This is a genomic window from Pseudoxanthomonas sp. UTMC 1351 (genome assembly GCF_040948865.1).
Lineage (GTDB): Bacteria > Pseudomonadota > Gammaproteobacteria > Xanthomonadales > Xanthomonadaceae > Pseudoxanthomonas_A.
The window spans coordinates 79,706-100,966 of the sequence record NZ_JAVGJT010000019.1; the positions used below are offsets into that span (position 1 = coordinate 79,706).

Annotated in this window: 8 protein-coding genes; 6 read left to right on the forward strand and 2 right to left on the reverse strand. The window is 61.8% G+C overall.

The annotated features are described in order from the left end of the window. Positions 1–11: 11 nt before the first annotated feature. The gene (locus AB6O04_RS14200; protein WP_368564699.1) at positions 12–1,412 is read right to left on the reverse strand and encodes a sensor histidine kinase; all 1,401 of its coding nucleotides are present in this window, start codon (positions 1,410–1,412) and stop codon (positions 12–14) included. 517 nt (positions 1,413–1,929) lie between these two features. Between AB6O04_RS14200 and AB6O04_RS14205 the strand changes: the two genes are divergently transcribed. Continuing rightward, positions 1,930–2,427, forward strand: a complete 498-nt coding sequence (locus AB6O04_RS14205; RefSeq protein WP_368564700.1) for a hypothetical protein — start codon at positions 1,930–1,932, stop codon at positions 2,425–2,427. Positions 2,428–2,672: 245 nt separating this feature from the next. Here the strand turns inward: AB6O04_RS14205 and AB6O04_RS14210 are convergent, their stop codons facing one another. Next, entirely contained in the window at positions 2,673–3,881 is a 1,209-nt protein-coding gene (locus tag AB6O04_RS14210; RefSeq protein ID WP_368564701.1) for an EAL domain-containing protein, read from the reverse strand. Between the two features lie 504 nt (positions 3,882–4,385). Here AB6O04_RS14210 and AB6O04_RS14215 point away from each other — a divergent pair. From AB6O04_RS14215 to AB6O04_RS14235, 5 genes are all read left to right on the forward strand, one after another. Then, positions 4,386–7,682 carry a PAS domain-containing protein gene (locus AB6O04_RS14215; RefSeq protein ID WP_368564702.1) on the forward strand — a complete coding sequence of 1,099 codons (3,297 nt, stop codon included), beginning with the start codon at positions 4,386–4,388 and terminating at the stop codon, positions 7,680–7,682. Between the two features lie 173 nt (positions 7,683–7,855). Next, positions 7,856–8,482 carry a response regulator gene (locus AB6O04_RS14220; protein ID WP_368564703.1) on the forward strand — a complete coding sequence of 209 codons (627 nt, stop codon included), beginning with the start codon at positions 7,856–7,858 and terminating at the stop codon, positions 8,480–8,482. Between the two features lie 156 nt (positions 8,483–8,638). Further along, complete coding sequence (locus AB6O04_RS14225) at positions 8,639–9,076, forward strand: hypothetical protein (protein ID WP_368564704.1); 438 nt, start codon at positions 8,639–8,641, stop codon at positions 9,074–9,076. Between the two features lie 501 nt (positions 9,077–9,577). Beyond that, positions 9,578–14,152 (forward strand): autotransporter-associated beta strand repeat-containing protein, encoded by a 4,575-nt coding sequence (locus tag AB6O04_RS14230; RefSeq protein WP_368564705.1) that lies wholly within the window; start codon positions 9,578–9,580, stop codon positions 14,150–14,152. Next, entirely contained in the window at positions 14,049–21,107 is a 7,059-nt protein-coding gene (locus AB6O04_RS14235) for an autotransporter-associated beta strand repeat-containing protein (protein ID WP_368564706.1), read from the forward strand. Before AB6O04_RS14230 ends, AB6O04_RS14235 begins: the two co-directional genes overlap by 104 nt. Positions 21,108–21,261: the final 154 nt, after the last annotated feature.

Genomic DNA, 21,261 nt, shown 5'->3' on the forward strand with positions numbered 1-21,261 from the left:
AGGCGGGTGAGCTACCCGTCGGCATCATCGTAGGGTGGTAGCGTTATCTTGAATGTGGCGCCGGAATCGCGGTTGTTCTCCACTCTGATTCGGCCGCCATGCGCCTCGACAATGGAGCGTGCGATCGACAATCCAAGTCCCATGCCGTGCGGTTTGGAGGTATAGAAAGAGTCGAACAGATGACTCAGCTGTTCGGCGGGAACACCTGGACCGGCGTCGCTGATCCATATCTCGATTTCTCGATGGGAGGTGCCGGAGACACCGATGACGATAGGGGCGGGCGCCGTGGTTCCGTTGTGGGAAACGCTCATTGCTTCTACCGCATCCATCGCGTTCAACATCAGGTTGATCAACACTTGCTCAAGATGCGCGCGATCTCCGCGCACGTAGGCATGCTGTGGCGATAGGACGCTCGCGACGGGAATTCGCCGACGGCGCGCCTCCGGCTCCAGCAACGCGATGACATCCGCCGCGATCGCGTTGGCATCGAGCTTCTCCATCTCAAGCTCGCGCTTGCGCACCAATGTCCTGACATGGCGAATGACATCGCTCGCACGTAAGCCATCGCGACGTACGTCCGCCAGGATGTGGCGGATTTCATCCAAAGGAGGATCGGCGCGATCCAGCAGAATCTCGCCGGCATCGACGTTGCTAAGAATGGCGCCCAAAGGCTGGTTGATTTCATGAGCGATGGATGCGGTCAGTTCGCCGACTATCGAAAGTCGCGATGCGTGTGCGAGCTCCTGCTGCTGCCGCTTCGCCGCCGCTCGCCCATCGGCGACTGTTCCGGCAAGTTCGTACATCATCATGCCGACAGTGACGAGGAATGCGCTCAACGTCAGCGACGTCATTTCCAGCGTTCCCAGCTGCGGGACCACCAGTTGGACCATGGCGGCGACAACCACCAAGCCGACGCCCACTGCCAGGACTGAGCCGCGGAAACGAGCGGCAGAAAACCAAAGCCGGCGCGCGCCACCAAGCGCCAGTCCAAGAAGAAGGATGAGTGCCGCAAAGGCAGCCGCAGCGCATACGTTGGCTATGGCGATCACGCTGATGTCAACAAACAGTGGGAGCGCATTTCCAAGTGCCGCTACCGTCAAGAGTAGAGTGACAGCCAGCGCAGCGCGGCGCCGTGGGTGATTGCCTCCGGCATATTCGGCGGTGAACCAAGCGACCGCGACAAGCCAGGCCAATACCGAAGCCGGTAGCCCGGGCAGCTCCGCTGACAAACCATTGGCAGACACGGTGTCGGGTGCGACCGCATGAGCAGCCGCCGCGCCAGCGGCGCTGAAGCAGGTCAAGGCAAACCACAGATGCTCTCGCCCTGCCGAGTGGCGCATCCAGATCAAAATATGATGGGCGCCAGCCGTCGCAAATACGGCCGCCAGCAGGATCAACGCACCAATAACCATGCTCACCTGCTCTTTGAAAGGAGGGACGGCTTTAGTTGCAATTGGTTACGGCTTCGCACCCCACAGAACACAGTCGCCGACCGTGAGGCGTCCGGCATCTAGCCATGTACTTATCGTCCGCCCCGAAGATTTCGCTTCCGCGTCCTACACATGCCTAGATAGCAGATCGATCTAGCCAGAAACGGAATCTGGCGCACAGGTCGGTCATCTGTTGTCCGAGGTGTTGGCACAAGCTCCCAGAAGAGAAACGGCTGCGTGGTTCAACCCGCCCCTGTAATAACGCCTACGGAGTGCGAAGTCTAGTTTTGCAAATTGGCGCTTGGCATTGTCCCGAAGGGCACGCTTAGCTGCCCTTCGGGACAATGCCGATCGCGCAAAGGGGCATTGGCTAAGATTTTTCCCAATAGTGTGCATTCCGAAGCGTCTTTAAGCTTTGCGCTGTAGGCACGGCATTCCGCCGGGCCGGGCTCTGCACGACGCAAGTTCTGGCATCCAAGGCACGGGAGAGCCAGAAGTGATGAAGAAAAGTATGAAGCATCGCCGCTATACGATTGGTCCCGCGCCGGGCCGGCCATTCCATGTGGGGCGCACACCGGATGGAGGACAGCTAATTCTGGGTCTGATGTTCTCGGAAATGATTGCCTACGTGTTCGATTCCGACGGTCATCTTGTTTCGCGCGAGCGAGAGACGTGGCGGAAGCCGGAGATGGTGCGGAATGGTACGGGAGTTTATTGGCTGTACGAGCCCGGAACGCGGAGCGAGGTCGAGAGAAAAGTTGTCGACTGGATGCGCGAACTCCGTGTTACGGAAGAAGCGATCTTGATCAATGCTTTTTTCGATGCCGAGTACAACGTCGGCATCGAGGACGTTCCCCAATGCCTGGAGTCGCCTATCAAAGGCGAGACAGACAACGAAAGACGCGAGCGGGATGTGGAGAGAATCGGCTGGATCCAATCCGGGAAGTTCATTTTCTGGTGGGAGCTGGACTATTGGATGGCGAGCGACGGCACGTAATTTCCAATCTGCACCACAGGCCAGAAGTGGTTGTCGAGTCGTGGGATGTTTAACTCTTCTTCTGGATGACCGGCCGGCTTAACTAAGGAACCTCTGAATAATTGTCGTCGTCCCCGCGAAGGCGGGGATCCAGCGACTTAAACCATTGAAAGCAAAGGCACTGGGTTCCCGCCTTCGCGGGAAGCGCTTTTCAACAGCCGAATGGCTGGTCATGACGAGCAAAAGCCGAATTATTCAGGCCTTCCCTAAGTGCGGTTCTCAACCTGAGACATTCCTCCCGCCATTGCCATCAGTTCTTCAAAGGGAATTGGCCGGGAAAAAAGATAACCTTGTCCAATCTGGCACCCAAGCTCCAGGGCCAATGTGCGCTGCTCTTCGGTCTCTATGCCTTCGGCCACGATGGATTGGCCCATCTGGAGCGCCAGCTCAACGGCGGATTGCATGAAGGCCCGTCCTTGCACGCTCTTGGGCGCGGCAGTTACGAAGCTCCGGTCGATCTTCAGTTCGGTGCTGGGCAACTGCGAAAGCAGTTGCATACTGGATGCGCCAGTACCGTAATCGTCCAGAGATATCTTGAAACCGAACAAGCGTAGGCGAAGCAGGGGTTCGAGAATCTTCGCCAGGTCATCGACCAGGTGTGTTTCCGTTATCTCCAGCGTGAAGTCTGAAGGTTCGCCCAGACCGGTCGCCACTGCATCCAACATTCGTTCCACGATGTCCGCGTGGTGCAGGTTCTTCAGCGATACGTTGATGGCGAAGTCGAGAAAGATCCCCCTGTGCGCAGCAATTTTCCGGTCATGCGCGGCTTGGGCCAGCACCGCCAAAGTCAACTCGTCGATCAAACCGCATTGCTCCGCCGCATCGACCACACGGGCAGAAGGCACGATGCCGGACGTTGGATCGGTCCAATGCAGCAATGCTTCCACGCCTACCATTCGACCGGAACGCAAATCCATCTTCGGTTGGTAGAGCAAGCGCGCCGCGCCATTCTCGATACCCCCGCTCAAATAGGGAGCGTCCAAGTGAGCATGCACCGAGTCAGCGCGAGGAAGCGCGGTATCGGGCCGATAAAGGTTGAGCAGGGATATCAACGGCTCGCGCGCAACCGGTTTGCGTAGCACCCCAAGCAAAATGAGTTGCTTGGCTTCGACGAACTGACGGCTGGAGTCCAGAATGCGCGAGTGTTCGCCGCTGACCAGAATGATCGCCGGGCGTTGCTCGAATGCCGCGATCTGGCTCATCAGTTGAATACCGTCCATGCCCGGCATGTTGAGGTCGCATATGAGCAGGTGGACAGTGCGCCTGGAAAGATGCTCAAGGGCTGCCTGTCCACCATCGGCAATGTCGATCTGCGCGAATCCGCAATCGCGCAGAAGCATCGCAATCAGTTCCGTCATCAAGGGGTCGTCATCGACTACCAATGCACGCAAGCCAGAGAATGGGTGGTTAGGCACAGTTGGCGCAGTCCCGAGGAAGGTCCCGGGGCGACTTTAGAGCAGGCGTTTCGCGTTGACAAACAGCGACAAGTGGAGTGACATTGAATCAGCCAGGCAATCGTTCGTCTTATGGAGGCGCAGAGGCTTGGATAGGGGACATACCTGGGTAGAGGAAAAAGGCTGCTCTCGCCGCGCATTGGAGGGCGTACCTTTATGGTTCGCCGTTGCAGAGCCAAGCGTATTGCCCCGCCAGTCTGTTCGCCGGGCGCGAACGATCCCGACTCCGGCGAAGTTCCATAACGATATTTCCCTACGGTCGCCCAGAAGCCTGCCGTGTTGGCTGACAGGAATGCACGCCTGTCTCTTGAAGATCATCCGGCGAATAGGAGTGTCCGCTCTGTTTAGTGCGCAAGGCACCGTTTCTCGGACTGTAAACTCTGCTTGGGGGTGTCAATGAACGCTGCGGATGAAACAGAGCTTCGCCAACAGCTTGATGTCAGTAAAGCGCGCCTGGATATCGCAATGCGCGCTGCACAAATGGGGACCTGGGCCTGGGACGCGAGGAGCGACGAGTTGGATCTCGATACTTTTGAGCGCCAGCTGTTTGGTCTTGGCGAGGGGCCGTACAAGGCCGCGGAACTGGCGGTGCATATCCATCCGGAGGATATCGGCCCTTTCAGGGATGCGGTTCGGCGTGCGCTAAAGGAGGGCGTAGCTGTCGATTACGACTTTCGAGTTCCGACCAAAGAGGGCGGTTGGTCCTGGGTCGAAGGTTCGGCCATCCGGCATAGCATGCCGGGCAAACCGACTTATCTGATTGGCGTCAATCGCGACATCACCCAGCGCAAACGCGAGGCGCTCGAACTTAGCCAGGCTAAACATGAGTCCGAGCGCGCATTGGCCGCATTGGTGCAGTCGCGTGCGGATCTGGAGTTGGCGCTGCGTAGCGGGCGTCTCGGCGTCTGGCATTCCGAAGTTCGCGGCGCCGATACTGCCGACCGGGACAGCCCCGGCCAATTAGGGCTCGAGCAACCAGTCGACTGGGACGTCAACACACGCCGTATCTTCGGCCGCGGACCGGACGAACCCGTCACACGGCGGCACTACTTCGAAGCTCTGCATCCGGAAGACCGGGAACGGGTGTTGGCTGGCCTTGCGCACTCAGGCGGCGGCGAGTACGCCGACCAGTACAGGATCATCCTTCCCGACGGCCAGGTACGCGTGATCGCCGTGTACGCCGCGGCGCCTACGATGCGGGTCGACCCCGATACCGCCGAGGACGTGTACTCGATGACGGGCATCGTTCACGACGTTACCGATGAGGAAACACTTAAAGCCAACCTGCGCCACAAGGTGCGCGAGGCGCAGCAGGCCACCAGCGACCTGGAGCAGGCTCGCGCCGCTCTGGAGTTGGCGTTACGCAGTGGGCGGCTGGGAGTGTGGGGCTCCGAGTACCGCGACGTCAGCGAAGCCGACAGTACGGATGACCCAGGGCTTGAGGACCCGGTCGACTGGGACGTCAACGTCCGCCGCATCTTCGGTCGCAGCGCTGACGAGCCGGTGACTCGCAGGGATTTCTTCGAAGCTTTGCACCCCGATGATCGGGGGCGAGTCCTGGATCAGGTGCGGGACGCCGCTGAGCGCGGCGGGTACTACACGGACAAGTACCGGATCAGGCTCCCGGACGGTCGGATGCGTTGGGTTGAGATACACGCCACGATCGAGCCGCGTGATGCTTCGGACGCCAACGCAAATAGACGGATTACCGGCATTGCCCGGGACATCACCGACGAGGAGAACCTCAAGGCGGACCTGCGCAAAACGGCTCTTGAGGCGCAGTTGGCGATGGAGGCGAAGGCCCGCTTCCTGGCGATGATGAGCCACGAGATCAGGACGCCAATGAACGGCGTGGTCGGCATGATCGAGTTGCTGCTCGAAACTTCGCTGAGCGCCGAGCAGCACCAGATGCTCAGGACCTGCAAGGACTCGGCGTTCGCACTGCTGACCGTCATCAACGACATCCTGGATTTCTCGAAGATAGAGGCCGGCAAGCTTGAACTGGAGCATACGCAGCTGTCATTGCGTCGCCTGGCGGAGAGCGTAGGCGAATCGCTCGGCACTCATGCGACGCAGCGCGGTATCGATCTGGATATCGATATTTCCCCCGAGGTGCCACGCCGCGTCATCGGGGACAGGGTTCGGTTGCGCCAGATACTGACCAATCTCATCGGCAACGCCATCAAGTTCACCGACCGCGGCGGCGTGGTGGTTACCGTATCGATGGAGCGGGGAGGCGCGAACGCGGAGCATGGAGCCCCGATCCACGTACGCTTCGAAATCGCCGATAGCGGGATCGGCATGGATGAGGACACGCTAAAGAACTTGTTCCAGCCGTTCCAGCAAGCCGATGCAGCGACGACGCGCCGCTTCGGCGGTACTGGACTAGGGCTGAGCATCGTCAAGCATCTGGCCGAGCTCATGGGCGGTTGGGTGGAGTGCGAAAGCCAACTGCTACATGGCAGTCGCTTCAGTGTGGTGATTCCCTTCAAGACGGTGGCCGCCAGCGAATACGACTGGGGCTACTCGATCACCGGCGTTCGCGTGCTGGCGCTGGTGGCGCGGAAGTTGCGGCAACGGATTCTCACCGATCTTCTGCGGCAGTTCGGCGTCAATGTCGAGTTCTTCGACTCGGCCGAAAAACTTCTGATGCGTGCGCAAGCGGGCACGTCGGAGCGTTCGTTCGATCTTGTCTTGCTGGACCGGGACTGGACGATCTCCGAATGCGCCGGTCTGCGTCGTTGTTTCGACGAAATCCGGGCGCTGTGCGACGTGCCGTTCGTCGTCGTGCGTTCTTCGGAATCCCTGCATGCGCAGTTGATCTCCAATGCGACGCTGGTCAATGGCAACCCGTTGACTCGCGCCAATCTGATCCCTGCCATCGCGGTGGCGTTGGGGCGGATTAGCGCGCCGGTGCCGGCTATCGCGGCAGATGAGATGAATGGGCTTGCCGCAGTGCTCTCCAGGGAACAAGAGGAAGCGGCCGGTCGGCTGATCCTGCTGGCGGAAGACAACGCCACCAACCGCGACGTGATATGCCGGCAGTTGGCCCGGCTGGGGTATGCCTGCGATGTGGCAGAAGACGGCGCACGCGCTTGGACGATGCTCCATCAAAGCCAAAGCCGCTATGGCTTGCTGTTGACGGATTGCCACATGCCACGGCTGGACGGATATGAACTCACCCGACGAATCCGCGCCCACGAGCAAAGCAGCGGTGCTCCCAGTTTGCCGATCATCGCGATTACCGCCAACGCGCTCCAGGGGGAGGGCGAACGGTGCTTTGCCCTGGGCATGGACGGCTACCTGGCCAAACCATTACAGATTCGCGACCTGAAGCGGATCATGGACGAATTCCTGCCATCGCCTGCCGTTTCCGACCTGATCGTGACCGAGCACGCGGCTGAGGGAACGATGGTTCGCTTCCGCGAACTCGCGGATATCCTTGGAAACAACGAGCAAAAGCTTCGCCACGTGCTTGGCGTGTTCGAGCGTTCGACTCGCGCCGATTGCGAACTGCTGGATGCGGCGTATGCCGCTGGCGACTGGAGACGCGTGCGAGACCTGGCGCACAAACTGAAATCAGGATGCCGGCAGTTGGGCGAAGAATCCGCGGCGATCGCTCTGGATAACCTCGAAGCGAAAGCGAAAAGCGATGCCGAGTTCGACGGCGAGTTCGCAGCTGCGCGACCCGAGCTTCAACAAGTGCTGGTGCACGTCAGGGCTCGCCTAGAGGCAGAACCCTCTTTCGATGGAGTGCTATGACCCGGCAGCAGGGACGTTTTCCCGGCATCCAAGGAGAAGAACAGATTTAGGGAGGCTCTGAACAAGCGCGTTTTTTTTGCCCGTCATTCCCGCCTTCGCGGGAATGACGGGCAAGAAATGAGCTGTTCAGACCTTCCACCAGGCAATAACGCGCACAAACGGAGAACGTGCTGATGAAAGTTCTGATTGCCGACGACCACCCCATCATTGCCATCGCGCTCACCGAGATGCTGAAGACAGCGTTTCCGGACGATGTCCACATCGAGGCGATCATCGATGGCCCCGGTCTCCTGCATAAAGTGGGGCAGGCGCGCTATGACTATCTTGTTCTCGACCTGCAGATGCCCGGTTCGCCAACGAGCATTCCGCTTCTGAAAGCGGTAATGAGCGCTTGTCCGGACCTGCGCGTCATCGTGTACACAGGCCATGTGCATCCGTGCTTGGCGTTGGCCTCGCTCGACCTGGGCGCTTCGGCCTACGTCTCCAAGAACAGTGGGCCGTTCTCGGCCATGGAGGCGATGCGCGTGGTTGTAGCCGGCGGAAATTTCATGGATCCCTCCATCGATCTTCTGGCAGCGCGAAACCACCCTTGGAGGCGCCTGACGGCAGCCGAACAAAGCATTCTCATAGCGATCGCAAAGGGAAATAATCTGCAGGCCCTGGCGATCGATAGCGAGCGCAGCTACAAGACCGTTACGACGCACAAGTACAACGCGCTGCGCAAGCTGGGGCTGCGGGCCAACACGGAGATTGGTCCGTATTTGGCGAATCATGGCCTGGATTACTTGTTGGCTGATTGAACTTGCTCTGAGAGATCGTGCTTTCCCTTCTCCCGAGGGGAGAAGGGAAAAACACACACTGACAGTGGGGAAGGGAAAGCGTCGGGTACGCACTAGGACTTTTCCCAATATCGTTACCTCATGCTTGACCCTACGATGATTCAAGTAGGACGCGCAGTGCGCCTGCAATTCTCAAGTCATGAGAAGGTCATGGGCACAAGTATGAAAATGGGCGAACAAACTTCGCCGTATCCCGTTCTTGCGACATTGCTGGAGGGTGATGACCGTAAGATCAGGGCGATCCTGCGGGTCTTTCACCTGTCGGTCAGCAAGGACATCCAAGCAATGGAACAGGCCGCCGCCCGCGGGCAGTGGTTCGTGGTCTTGCGGTTGGCGCATCGCATATCGATCGGCTGCCGGCAGATCGGCGAAGAGAGCATGGCCGAAGAACTTATCTCCCAGGTGGTGTCCGCGATCGAGTGCGCGCGCACCTGCGCGGCGACAGGTCCAAGCGATTTCATGCACCAGTTTCGCTACGCGCGCGACCGCTTGGTCCAGGTCCTTGATTGCGCTGCGGCGTATGCCGCTGTCGATGAGCTCGATTCTGTGGCGTAAAGCAAGCAGGGCGGACAGAGAGACTACGGTCGTATCGAACCACATGGCCGGGACTCTCAGACTTTTCCCAATATCGGCAGCGGCTTGTTCCTTCTAGCATTCAATCGTGACGGCGCGCCGGATTTGAATGTTCAATCGGATCGGTGTAGAAGGAGACGCGCTGCATCGACCGTTCTAGGGGGTATGGTGATGAAAGCTGTACAGGGGAAGGTTTCCGCTTACGCCAACACAGCGCTCGCTCGCTATCTTGTAGCTACGCTTCGTTATACGCCCCGTGCGGGCGATGCCTAAACGACTTGTTTACCTCTCTCGCAAGGGGTGGCCCATTGCCCGGGGCCGTCTCTGCGTGCGCGTCTGCGCCCAATACCGTTTTTGTCTGAATTGAAGTAATGCGCGGCCTCGGCTGCGCAATCGCTGTTGATCAGTACGCAAGTTCCCGCCGGCGTTGTGCCGGTCATCGATTGTCGCGTCCGCTACACGGATGTCATCAGGAGCAAGATCATGAACCGCATTTTCCGCATCCTCTGGTCCAAGGCTTTGCGCGCTTGGGTGGTTGCTTCGGAGTTGGCCACCCCGGGTGGCAAGAACGGCCGGATCGTCGATCGACGGGTCATCACAGCCAACATGGCGCAGGTTCAAGACGCGCTCGAAGATTCGCTGCCGACGCAGCCTTGGCCGCTGCGCCTGGGCACCCTTATGGCGCTGATGACGGCATGCCTTCCGGCGTCGGCCGCGGATCGCTGGTGGGACGCCAACGGCACAGCCGTCGGTCTCGGTGGTACCGGCACCTGGAATACGACCAACGTCTTCTGGAGCCCTAATAATGACGGTGTCAGCGGCCCTTACAGCGCCTGGAGCAACGCCGCGCTGGATGACGCTTTCTTCGGCGGTACCGCCGGCACGGTGACGTTGGGTGCGCCGCTCACTGTGCACAACATGAGCTTCCTCACCAACGGCTATGTGCTCAACGGCAGCACGCTGACCTTGGGCGGCGTCGCACCGACCATCACTACCGGTCCCGGCGTGATCACCACCATTAACTCGGCCATCGCCGGCAACGCGGGCCTCACCAAGGCCGGAACCGGCTGGCTGTTCCTGACCGGGACCAATACCTTTACCGGCAACATCAACGTCAACGGCGGCCGCCTTGACGTCAACGGCAACGCCGCTTTCGGTAACCTCGCCAATATCGTCAATATGGCCAATGGCACCCGGCTGGATGTCGGCTCGACGGGCGGCGGCCTGGCAGGGCGCACGGTTTCGCTCACCGGAAATGTCCAGCTCTACGGCACTGGAGTGGGCAGTGGCTTCCTTACTGGCAGCGGCAGTGCCGCTTTCTTTGGCGTCGCAGTCAGCAACGACCTCAACAACTACACGGGCGTCACCACGTTCAATAGTGGATCCGGTTCCACCTTCACCTCCATCGCCAATTTGGGCATCGCCAGCTCTCTGGGGGCACCCACCACCGTCGCGAACGGCACGATTACGATCGGTGCTCCCAACCAGACCAACGCCATTCTTGATTACGTGGGCGATGGCGATACCTCCAATCGCTACTGGCAGATGAACGCCCCTGCTGGTCCGAGTGGTGAGGCGGTGTACCTCCGCAACCGAGGTACGGGCACCCTGACGCTAACGGGCAATATCGCGCTGGGTGGAGGTTCCGGGAATCGCGCCCAGTTCCAGGCGATCAACGCCGACATGGAGCTGCTGGGCGTGATCAGCAGCAACAACGCTCGCGATGCTTGGTTCGTTGCCGATGCCGGCCGAACCGTCCGCCTTGGTGACGCCAACACCTTCACCGGCCGCGGTGTGGTCAGGGGCGCGGGGCAGGTGGTAGCCGGCACCATCGCCAATAGTGGCGTCGCCAGTTCGCTGGGCGCCGGCACCATCATCAACATCAGCGCCGGCGGCACCCTGAGCTATACCGGCGCTGCCGCCAGTAGCAATCGCGATTGGCAGCACCACGGCGGCACACTGGCCAACAATGGCAGCGGCGCTTTGACGCTGAGTGGCGCGATGAATCTAGCCGGTATCGCCACTCTCGGCGGCAGCTTCACCGGCGCCGACAATGTCATCATCGGCGTCATCGATGGCGCTGGCAACCTGCGCAGCGGCGGCGACGCTACCTGGGTGCTTACCGGCGCCAACACCTATACCGGCAACACCATTGTCGATAGCGGCGTGCTGCGCGCGGGCACCTCCAGTGCATTCGGCGCGTCCACCGTCGCCCAGGTCAATGGCGGCACCCTGGATATGAATGGTTTCGACCGGACTTTCGCCACCTTGTCCGGTACCGGAGGCACCGTGGATCTGGGCAGCGCCACGCTGACCCTGGAAGCGCCGACCGGCACCACGGCAAGCTACGCCGGCAGCATCACCGGCAGCGGCGGCCTGACCAAGCTGGGCGCCAGCACCCAGACCCTGACGGGCGCCAACACCTATACCGGTGCCACCACCATTGGCGGCGGCACGCTCAACTTGAATTTCAGCCCCGCCGGCGGTCCGGCCAGCAACATTATCGCCAGCGCCTCCACGCTCAACCTGAGCGGCGGCACCCTCAACGTGATCGGTGCGGCGGGGGAAACCAATACCCAGACCTTCAATGGCCTGAACGTCAGCGCCGGCAACAACATCATTGGCGCCACTTCCGGCAGCGGCGGCAGCACGACAGTGAACCTGGGGACCATCACCCGCACTGGCGGATTGATGAACTTCAACCTGCCGACCAGCGGCAACATCACCACCACCAGCACCGTGCTGGGCGGTTGGGCCACCGTCAACGGCACCGACTACGCCAAGGTGGTGGGCGGCAATATCGCTGCATTCACCGCTGCCGATTACACCAACAAGGACAACGCGGCGAACTGGCTCAACAACGAGTTCATCACCGATGCCACTGGTTTCTTCGGCACGGTGAGCGGCAGCGTTCAATTGGGTGGTTTGCGCTATACCCAGCCGGTGTCCACCACCGTAACGGTGAATCCGGGCCAGACTTTGGGCGTGGACGGCACCATCATCGTGGCGCCGTCCGTTCTGAACACCAACCAGGTGATCACCGGCGGCATGCTGACCGGTACCAATGGCGGCGATCTGGGCATCCAGCAAAACAGCACCGGCAATTTCACCATTGCCTCGCAGATCGTCGACAACGGCCCCGGCATGGGCTTCGTCAAGGCCGGCACTGGGTTGGTCACCCTGACCAATGCCGGCAACAGTTACACCGGCGGCACTACCGTGGCGCAAGGCACGCTGTCGGTGGGCAACATCGGCAACGGGGGCGTGGCCAGCGGCATCGGCGCGTCCTCCGCGGATTCGTCCAACCTGGTGCTGGAGGGCAGCACCCTGCAATACACCGGCGCCACCACGGCCAGCGACCGCGGTTTCACCATCGCCAAATCCGGCGGCATCCTGGGCAGCGGTGTCGCGGTCACCAATGCGGGTACCAATCTCACTTTCACCGGTCTGGTCACCAGCCCAGACGATGCCACGTTCACCAAGAGCGGCCCCGGCACGCTGACCCTGGCCAATGCTGCCAACGACTACGTGGGCAGCACTATTGTTACGGGCGGCCTGTTGTCTGTAGACACCCTGGCGAATGGTGGGCAGATCAGCGGCATTGGCCAATCCAGCAGTGCTTCCGCCAATCTGCTGCTCAATGGTGGCGGCCTGCAGTACACCGGCGCCACCACAAGCATCAATCGCGGTTTTTCACTAGGCGTCAACAACGGAACCATCGACGTCAGCAACGCAGGCACCACCTTGACCATCAGCGGCACGGCCATCCGCGACCCGGCCGCAGGCAACGCTCTGACTTCGTTGACCAAGCAAGGGGACGGCACCCTGGTGCTCTCCGGCACCAACACCTACATCGGTGGCAACACCGTCAATGGCGGCACCCTACGCGCCGGCTCGACCCAGGCGTTCGGCCAGCCCAATACCAATAACGTCATGACCCTGGCAAATACCGCCGGTGTCACGCTGGATTTGAACAATTTCAATAACTTCATCGGCCCTCTCAACGGCGGCGGCGCCAACGGCGGCAACGTCACCCTGGGCTCGGCCACGCTGCAGATCGGAGGCGGCGGCGGCAACTATTCCGGCGTGATCAGCGGCACTGGCGGCGTCTGGCGCACCAATGGCGGCATCCAGACCTTCAACGGCTGCAACAACACCTACACCGGCGTCACCAACTTGCAGGGTGCCACCCTGAGCGTCAACTGCCTGGCCGACGGCGGCGCGGCCAGCGGCATTGGTGCGTCCAGCAATGCGTCGACCAATCTGACCTTCACCAACGGCAATTTGAACTACACAGGCGGCACAGTCAGCATCGATCGCGGCTTCAATCTTGCGGGCTATGGCGTTATCGATGTGGTCAACGGCACCACGCTCGGCTTCAGTGGCCAGGTCATCGGCGGAGGCGAGTTGTATAAGGACAACGCCGGCACGTTGGTGCTGTCAGGCAACAACACCTACACCAACAACACCCAAGTCAGAGGCGGCACGCTGCGTGCAGGTTCGAACACCGCCTTCGGCACCACCAACGCCTTCGTCATGGCCAATACTGCCGGCGCATTGGTGGACCTGAATAACTTCAACGCCAATGCAGGCGCTCTTATCGGTGGTGGCACCGCGGGCGGCAACATAGCGTTGGGCACGGGCACATTGACGATCAGGGATGGCTTGAGTCAGACGTACGCAGGTGCGATCAACGGTGCGGGCAACCTGATCAAGAACGGGGCCGGCGGCCAGTTTCTATCCGGCTGCAACAGCAGCTATAGCGGCACCACGACGATCAACGCCGGCGTGCTGGCGGTCAACTGCCTGGAGAACGGCGGCGTCAATAGTTCGATCGGCGCGTCCGCCGCCGGTCCGGCCAATCTGGTGCTCAACGGCGGCACCCTGCGTTATGCGGGAGCGGGCGGCAGTACCGACCGCCAGTTCACGCTTGGCACCAATGGCGGCACGCTCGATGCGTCCCAGCGGCATCATCGAGTTCGCCTCCACCGCGCCGGTGACCTTGGCGGGCGCCAATACCGCGCGCACGTTCACGCTGACCGGCACCAACACCGGTGACAACCTCTTTGCCGCGCAATTGGACAACAACGGTGCCGGCGTCACGTCGCTGACCAAGACCGGCAGCGGTCTGTGGCGCCTGAGCAATGACAACAGCACCTATACCGGCGTCACCACCATCAGCGGCGGCGTGCTCAGCGTCGACCAACTGGCGGACGGCGGCTTGGCTAGCAGCATCGGCGCATCGTCCAGTGCCGCCGCAAATCTGGTGATCGGCAACGGTTCCACGCTGCGCTACACCGGCGCCGGCGACACCACCAACCGCCAGTTCACCCTGGCCACCGGCGTCACCTTCATCGAGTCCTCCGGCACCGGTGCGCTGCAGTTCACCAACACCGGGGCGGTGACCCTGACCGGCACCAACACCGCGCGTACCATCGCCTTGGGCGGCACCAACACCGCTAACAACATCATGGGCGGCGCCATCGGCGACAACGGCACCGGCGCCACGACATTGGCCAAGAACGACAGCGGCACCTGGGTGCTGACCGGCAACAACACGTACTCGGGCAATACCGTCATCAACGACGGCAACCTGGTGATCGGCAATGGCGGCACCACCGGCAACGCGGGTGTCGGCAACGTGATCGTGGATTCGCCGACCTCCACGCTATCGCTCAACCGCAGCGACACCTTCACCTTCAGCGGCACCTTGAGCGGCCCAGGTACGCTGGCGCAGATCGGCACCGGCACCAGCGTGCTGACGTCGGCCGGCAACAGCATTGGCGCCACCACGATCGGCGCGGGTACGCTGCAGGTGAACGGCGCCCTGGCAACGCCAACAGTCGCTATGACTGGCACTTCCGCACTGAGCGTGAATGGCACGGTGCAGGCGTCGGGCGGCACGCAAACCGTGCTCACCGGCGATGCTGGCGAACAAACCATCACCGTGGGCGCGGGCGGCAGTCTGTTAGCCAGCGGTAATCTGGGTGGCGGCAACGACACCGTGGACCTCACCGGCACCTTGAATTCCGGCGCCGGAGCCCTGCAATTGGGCGATGGCGACGACACACTGGTGCTCAACGACGGCGCGCAGATCCTCGGCGACGGCGTGGATACGTCCGGCGGCAGCGGCACCGATACCCTGGTGGTCAACACCGCGCTGGGTTACACCCTGGACGGCGGCAATATCGATACCTTCGATATCCTGACCAAGCAGAACACCGGCCCACTGACGCTGACCGGCGACCACGACTTCGCCCTGGGTACGAACCTCAACGGCGGCCTGCTGGACGTGGATGGCAGCCTGGAGACGCCAACCTTGGTCATGGCCGACGGCACCACGTTGAACGTGGACGGCACCGTTGAAGATGCCGGCAGCACGCCTGCGACCGTTACCGGCAGCGCCGGCACCAACACCATCACGGTCGGCATCACCGGCACGCTGCGTGCGGACGGCGATCTGGGCGATGGCAGCGATGCTGTGATCCTGGCGGGATTGCTTAGCACCGGCGCCGGCACCTTGGGGCTGGGCGCTGGCGATGATGTGCTGACTCTGCAGGATGGATCGTTCATTGAAAGCGGTGACGGTGGCGTGGACGCCGGCACCGGCACCAATGATCAACTGATTTTGGACAACACGTCGGCGATGGTCTTCGACGGCGGTCAGACTATCGGTTTCGAGACGCTGCTCAAGCAGAACAGCGGCACCGCCACCATGACTGGCAGCCAGGGTTTCAGCGGCGGAACCACCATTGCGGCGGGTGTGCTGGACGTCAATGGTGCTCTGGAAACGCCGACCATTGCGCTGGGCGATGGCGCCGCGCTGATCGTGGACGGCTTGGTCAATGGCGCCGCTGGCGCCACAGCCGCGATCACCGGCAGCGCGGGCGCGAACATGGTCGCCGTGGGCGCGGGCGGCACACTGTTGGCGAACGGCGACCTGGGTACCGGTAACGATGTGCTGGACGTAGCGGGCACGCTTAATACCGGCGCCGGCGTATTCGCGCTGGGCGATGGCGACGACACGCTGACCATCCACGAGAACACCAATATCGTCGGCACCGTGTCGGCGGGCGCAGGCAACGACACCTTCGACACTCATATCGATACGGTCGCCGACCTGGGCGCAGTGCAGGGTTTCGAAACCCTCAGCAAGACGGGCGTGGGCGTACTGAACATCAATGGGCCGTTGAGTTCGGACTTCACCGCAGTGACGGTCGCCGTAGGAACTTTGAACGTAACCGCGGCCGGCAGCGTCGTTCCCGCGCTCGGCAATACGCTGGCCACCCATGTGGCGAGCGGGGCCACCTTGAACGTGGACGGCAGCTACGGCTGTGGCGCCGGCAATGACACCATGACCGTGGCAGGCACGGTGTCGGGTACCGGCACCATCGACTTGTGCGGCGGCGATGACACGTTGACTCTGCAGGATGGCGCGGTGCTGGCCAACGCCATCAGTGGTGGCTTGGGAACCAACGATACGCTGGTGCTCGACAGCGCTAGCGCACTGACCTTCGATGCGGGCAACACCGTTGCTTTCGAACTGCTGCAAAAGAACAACACCGGTACCGCCACGCTGACCGGCAGCCAGAGCTTCACCGCCGGCACAACGATCACCGGCGGCACGCTGGACGTAGACGGCACGCTGGAAACCCCGACGGTCGATCTGGCCGGCGGCACCACGCTCAACGTGGATGGCACACTGCAAGCCGCTGGCGGCACAGCGGCCACTGTCACCGGCGACGTCGGCGCCAACACCGTGAGCGTGGGCACCGGCGGCACGCTGATTGCGGTGGGCGATCTGGGTGCCGGTAGCGACACGCTGGACGTGGCTGGCACATTCGACACTGGCGGCGGCGTATTCGCACTGGGCGATGGCGATGACGCCTTTGTGGTGCACGACGGCACCGTGGTCATCGGCACCATCGATGGCGGCGGCGGCTTGGATACCCGCGTCTACAACATCAACACCACGGCCGACCTGGGCGCGCTGGTGAACTTCGAGGGCGTCACCAAGACGGGGACCGGTGTGCTCAACGTCACCGGTCCTGGCATCACCGCCGTGCAGGAGGTGCAAGTGCTGGGCGGTACGCTGGACATCGGTGTGGCCGGCAGCTTGGACGGTGTGCAGAACGCGACCGTAGCGAACGGCGCCAGCTTGGTCACGGATGGTTCGATGCTGTTTACACCCGGCGCGGATACTTTCACCGTAGCCGGGAACGTCAGTGGTTCGGGCACCATCGACATGCTCGATGGCGACGATAATCTCATCCTGCAGGACGGCGCCGATCTGACCGGATTGGCCAACGCCATCGACGGTGGTGCCGGTACCGACACCCTGACCGCCGACATCGCCGGTATCGCCGGCACCGCTACGCTGGGCGGCGTTACCAACTTTGAAACACTGACCAAGTCCAACACCGGCACGCTGATCGTCGCCGGTCCGGCGCTGTCGGACTTCACCACGGTCAATGTCGATGGTGGCACGCTGGACGTAGGCGTCGCCGGCAGCATCAGTGGCGTGGTCACGACGACGGTGGCGGGCGGCGCCACTCTGGATGTCGATGGCGATTACAGCGGCTCGTCGGGCGACGACACCATGACGGTGGCTGGCACGATCAGCGGCACCGGCACGATCTTCTTCGACAATGGCGACGACGTGCTGACACTCAACGACGGGGCAGACCTGAGTGGCTTTGCGGGGACTCTGGACGGCGGCGCCCACAGCGGCGGGGACACCGTGGTGCTCAACAACGCTGCGGACCTGACGTTCGGCGCAGGCACGATCACCAACTTCGAGTTCCTGGCCAAGACCAATACCGGCACCGCAACACTGACGGGAGTGCAGAGCTACAGCGGCGGCACTGTGCTGGCCGGCGGCGAGTTGGTGATCGGCGGTACGCTGGCCACACCTGCCGTGGCGATGAGCGACGACACAACGCTGACCGTCGACGGCACGCTGGACGCCGGCGCAGCGACGGCTGCGGTCATCACCGGCAGTGGCGGCATCAATACCGTGACCATCAACGGCACGGCACGGGTGACCGGCGACCTGGGCGGCGGCGAGGATGTGCTGGATGTATTCGGCACGCTCGACACGCTGGCCGGCGATTTCGCATTGGGCGATGGCGACGACACTTTCGTCGTTCATGACGGCACCGTGGTGCTGGGTACCGTTGATGGCGGCGCCGGCCTGGATACGCGCATCTACGACATCAATCTCACCGCCGACGTCGGCACGCTGGTCAACTTCGAGGGCGTCACCAAGACCGGTACCGGTGTGCTCAATATCACCGGCGCGGGCACAACTAACTTGCAGGAAGTCAGTGTGCTGGACGGTACGCTGAACATCGGCCCCGCTGGCAACGTGGCTGCGATCGCAGGCAGTGCGCTCAACACGGTGATCGCCAGTGGCGCAACCTTGCGCGTGGACGGCACCTACGGCTGCGGCGACAGCAACGACACGATGACCGTGGCCGGCACCGTATCAGGCGCGGGCACGATTGACCTGTGCGGTGGCGAAGACGTGTTGACGTTGCAAGACGGTGCGGTGCTGACCAACGTCATCAGCGGCGGAAGCCATGGCAGCGGCGACACGGTTGTACTCGATATGGCTGCGGCCTTCACCTTCGACGCAACCAACACCATTAACTTCGAGTACCTGCAGAAGGACAACGCAGGCGAAACGACCCTCGTCGGAACCCAGAGCTTCACCGGTGGCACCACCGTCAACGGTGGCACCTTGACCGTGGCCGGACAGTTGCAGACGCCGACCATGGCGCTCGCCGACAACACGGTGCTCAATGTCGATGGCAGGCTGGATGCCACCGGCGGTACAGCCCTGGCGATTACCGGCAGTGCCGGCACAAACGCGGTGACGGTGGGCGAGGGCGGTAGCCTGCTGGCCACTGGCGACCTCGGCGACGGTAACGATGTGTTGGATGTGGCCGGCACACTGAATACCGTCGGCGGAACATTCGTCCTGGGCAATGGCGATGACACGCTGACCATTCACGACAACACCATCATCATCGGCACGGTGGTGGCAGGCGATGGCAACGACACGTTCAACGCCGATATCGCAACCGTCGCCAACCTGGGTGCGGTGCAGGACTTCGAAACGTTGAGCAAAACCAGCGGCGGTGTACTGAACGTCAACGGTCCGGCCAGTTCGGATTTCACTACCGTCAATGTGCTGGGCGGTACGTTGAACGTGACCGCTGGCGGCAGCATCGTGGCTCAGACCACTACGGTCGCCACCGGTGCGACACTCGATGTGCAGGGCAGCTACGCAGGTACCGATGGCGACGACAGCTTCACCTCGCGGGGCACCGTGCGTGGCGCATTCGCCTTCGGCGCTGGCAACGATACGGTGGCTTTCATCGGCGGCAACCCGAGTGGTGTCACTTCGTTGAACGGCGGGGAGGGTAGCGATCTACTCAGCTTCAGCGGACTCGAACTGGAAAGCGAAACCCTGCCGACACTGACGAGCTGGGAACGAGTGGAGCTGTTGAACAACAGTGCGCTGAACCTGGCCGATGAACTTGATCTGGACGGCGGTGTACTGGCGATTGATGGCACTTCGCGGCTGTTGGCAGGCATTGGAGCCGCGATCGGCGGCAGTGTGGAAAACGCCGGCTCGATCGACGTTGGGATGAACCGGCTGGCCATCAGCGGCAACTACACCGGCAGTGATGGTTCGCTGCAACTGACGGTATCGCCAAACAACTTGGGTGCTGGTGGACTGGACATCAATGGCGATGTTGCCGGTACGACGCGCGTCGCGTTTGCGAGTGATGGCAGCGACTTCACGCAAGGCGGTGAGGCATCGATCCTGGTGATCTCCAGCCCGAACGACAACCCCGCCACCGCCGGCGGTTTTGTGGCCGCCCAGGACGTCATCCGTTTGGAAGGCAGCATCTATCCGTGGAGCTTTGGGCAACAAGCGGACAACAACTGGTACTTGAATGCCGAAGCCGGCGTGCTGCCTGAAGTTCCCGCGTATGGTGTCCTGCCGAGTCTGGGCTTGTTGGCCGCGCAGAACAGCGACAACCTGATCCATCAGCGGTTGGCGGGCGTCCGCGGTAGCGAGTCGCCCCAGTGCGGCGTCACACCCGAATGGCCGGTGCAACGCGCCGGTACCGAAGTCATCGACGACTGCCGCGGCGTCTGGGTGGCGGCTATCGGAAGCGAAACCGAGTTGGGAGCGAATCCTGGCTTCGAAGTCTCCGGCGACGATGTAGGCCTGTACGTGGGCGTCGATAGCGCCTTCGACCGCTCGGGGCGGACGCTGCGCGGCGGCGTCTACCTGGGCTACCGGCACGGCAACTATTGGACCACCGGCGTCAATTCCACCGATCTACCCGGCACGGGCGCTGCACATGTGCAGATCGATACCCTGGTCGCCGGCATGTACATGAGCCACACCTGGGACACCGGTGGTTACCTCAACTTCGTACTCACTGGACACCTGCCGCGTGCCGACATTCGCACGTCGGACGGCTTCAGCGAACACATCCCCGGCAATAGCCTGACCTTCAGCTCGCGCGTCGGACATCGTTATCGCCTTCAAAGTAACTGGACGCTCGAGCCGCAGGCGCAGCTGACGGTCAGTGCAGTGGGTTGGGGCAGCAAGATCGACCAAGCCGGCAAGGAAATCGGATTCGACGACGACCTGGTGACCACGGCTCGTACCGCGTTGCGCATCGAGAAGGAAATAACTCGTGACAACGGTGCCGTTATCCGGCCTTGGGCCACACTCGGGGTGCAAAAAATCACCGGACAGAACGAGACCAGCGTAAGCCTGATGGCGCCTGGCGACACGGGCGATACGGGCGATACGCAAGCCTTCCCCAACCATCAACTGGGCACATCCGCAACGCTGGAAATCGGACTGGAAGCGACATTGAGCCAACGCATCAGCCTGTTCGGCGTGCTATCGGTCGGCAAGCAACTCGATGGCACCGATTACGAACAGCGTGAAGCCAACCTCGGTGTGCGGGTGCGTTGGTAGCTCTATGGCCATGGCGTAGGCCTACCTCGCCAGCGTTGCGTGGCGAGGTAGGTTCAGTAGACGTCTTTGACTCGCTACCGGCTTGTTGCTAACAGACGGCCGATGTCCGAAGCGAGCGTCGAATGACGCCTGGGATTAAGGTCTGTTATCACGG

Excerpts from the sequence above, each read along its gene's own strand:
- AB6O04_RS14200 (WP_368564699.1), bottom strand. The coding sequence starts at position 1,412 with ATGGTTATTGGTGCGTTGATCCTGCTGGCGGCCGTATTTGCGACGGCT.
- AB6O04_RS14205 (WP_368564700.1), top strand. The coding sequence starts at position 1,930 with ATGAAGAAAAGTATGAAGCATCGCCGCTATACGATTGGTCCCGCGCCG.
- AB6O04_RS14215 (WP_368564702.1), top strand. The coding sequence starts at position 4,386 with ATGCGCGCTGCACAAATGGGGACCTGGGCCTGGGACGCGAGGAGCGAC.
- AB6O04_RS14220 (WP_368564703.1), top strand. The coding sequence starts at position 7,856 with ATGAAAGTTCTGATTGCCGACGACCACCCCATCATTGCCATCGCGCTC.
- AB6O04_RS14230 (WP_368564705.1), top strand. The coding sequence starts at position 9,578 with ATGAACCGCATTTTCCGCATCCTCTGGTCCAAGGCTTTGCGCGCTTGG.
- AB6O04_RS14235 (WP_368564706.1), top strand. The coding sequence starts at position 14,049 with ATGCGTCCCAGCGGCATCATCGAGTTCGCCTCCACCGCGCCGGTGACC.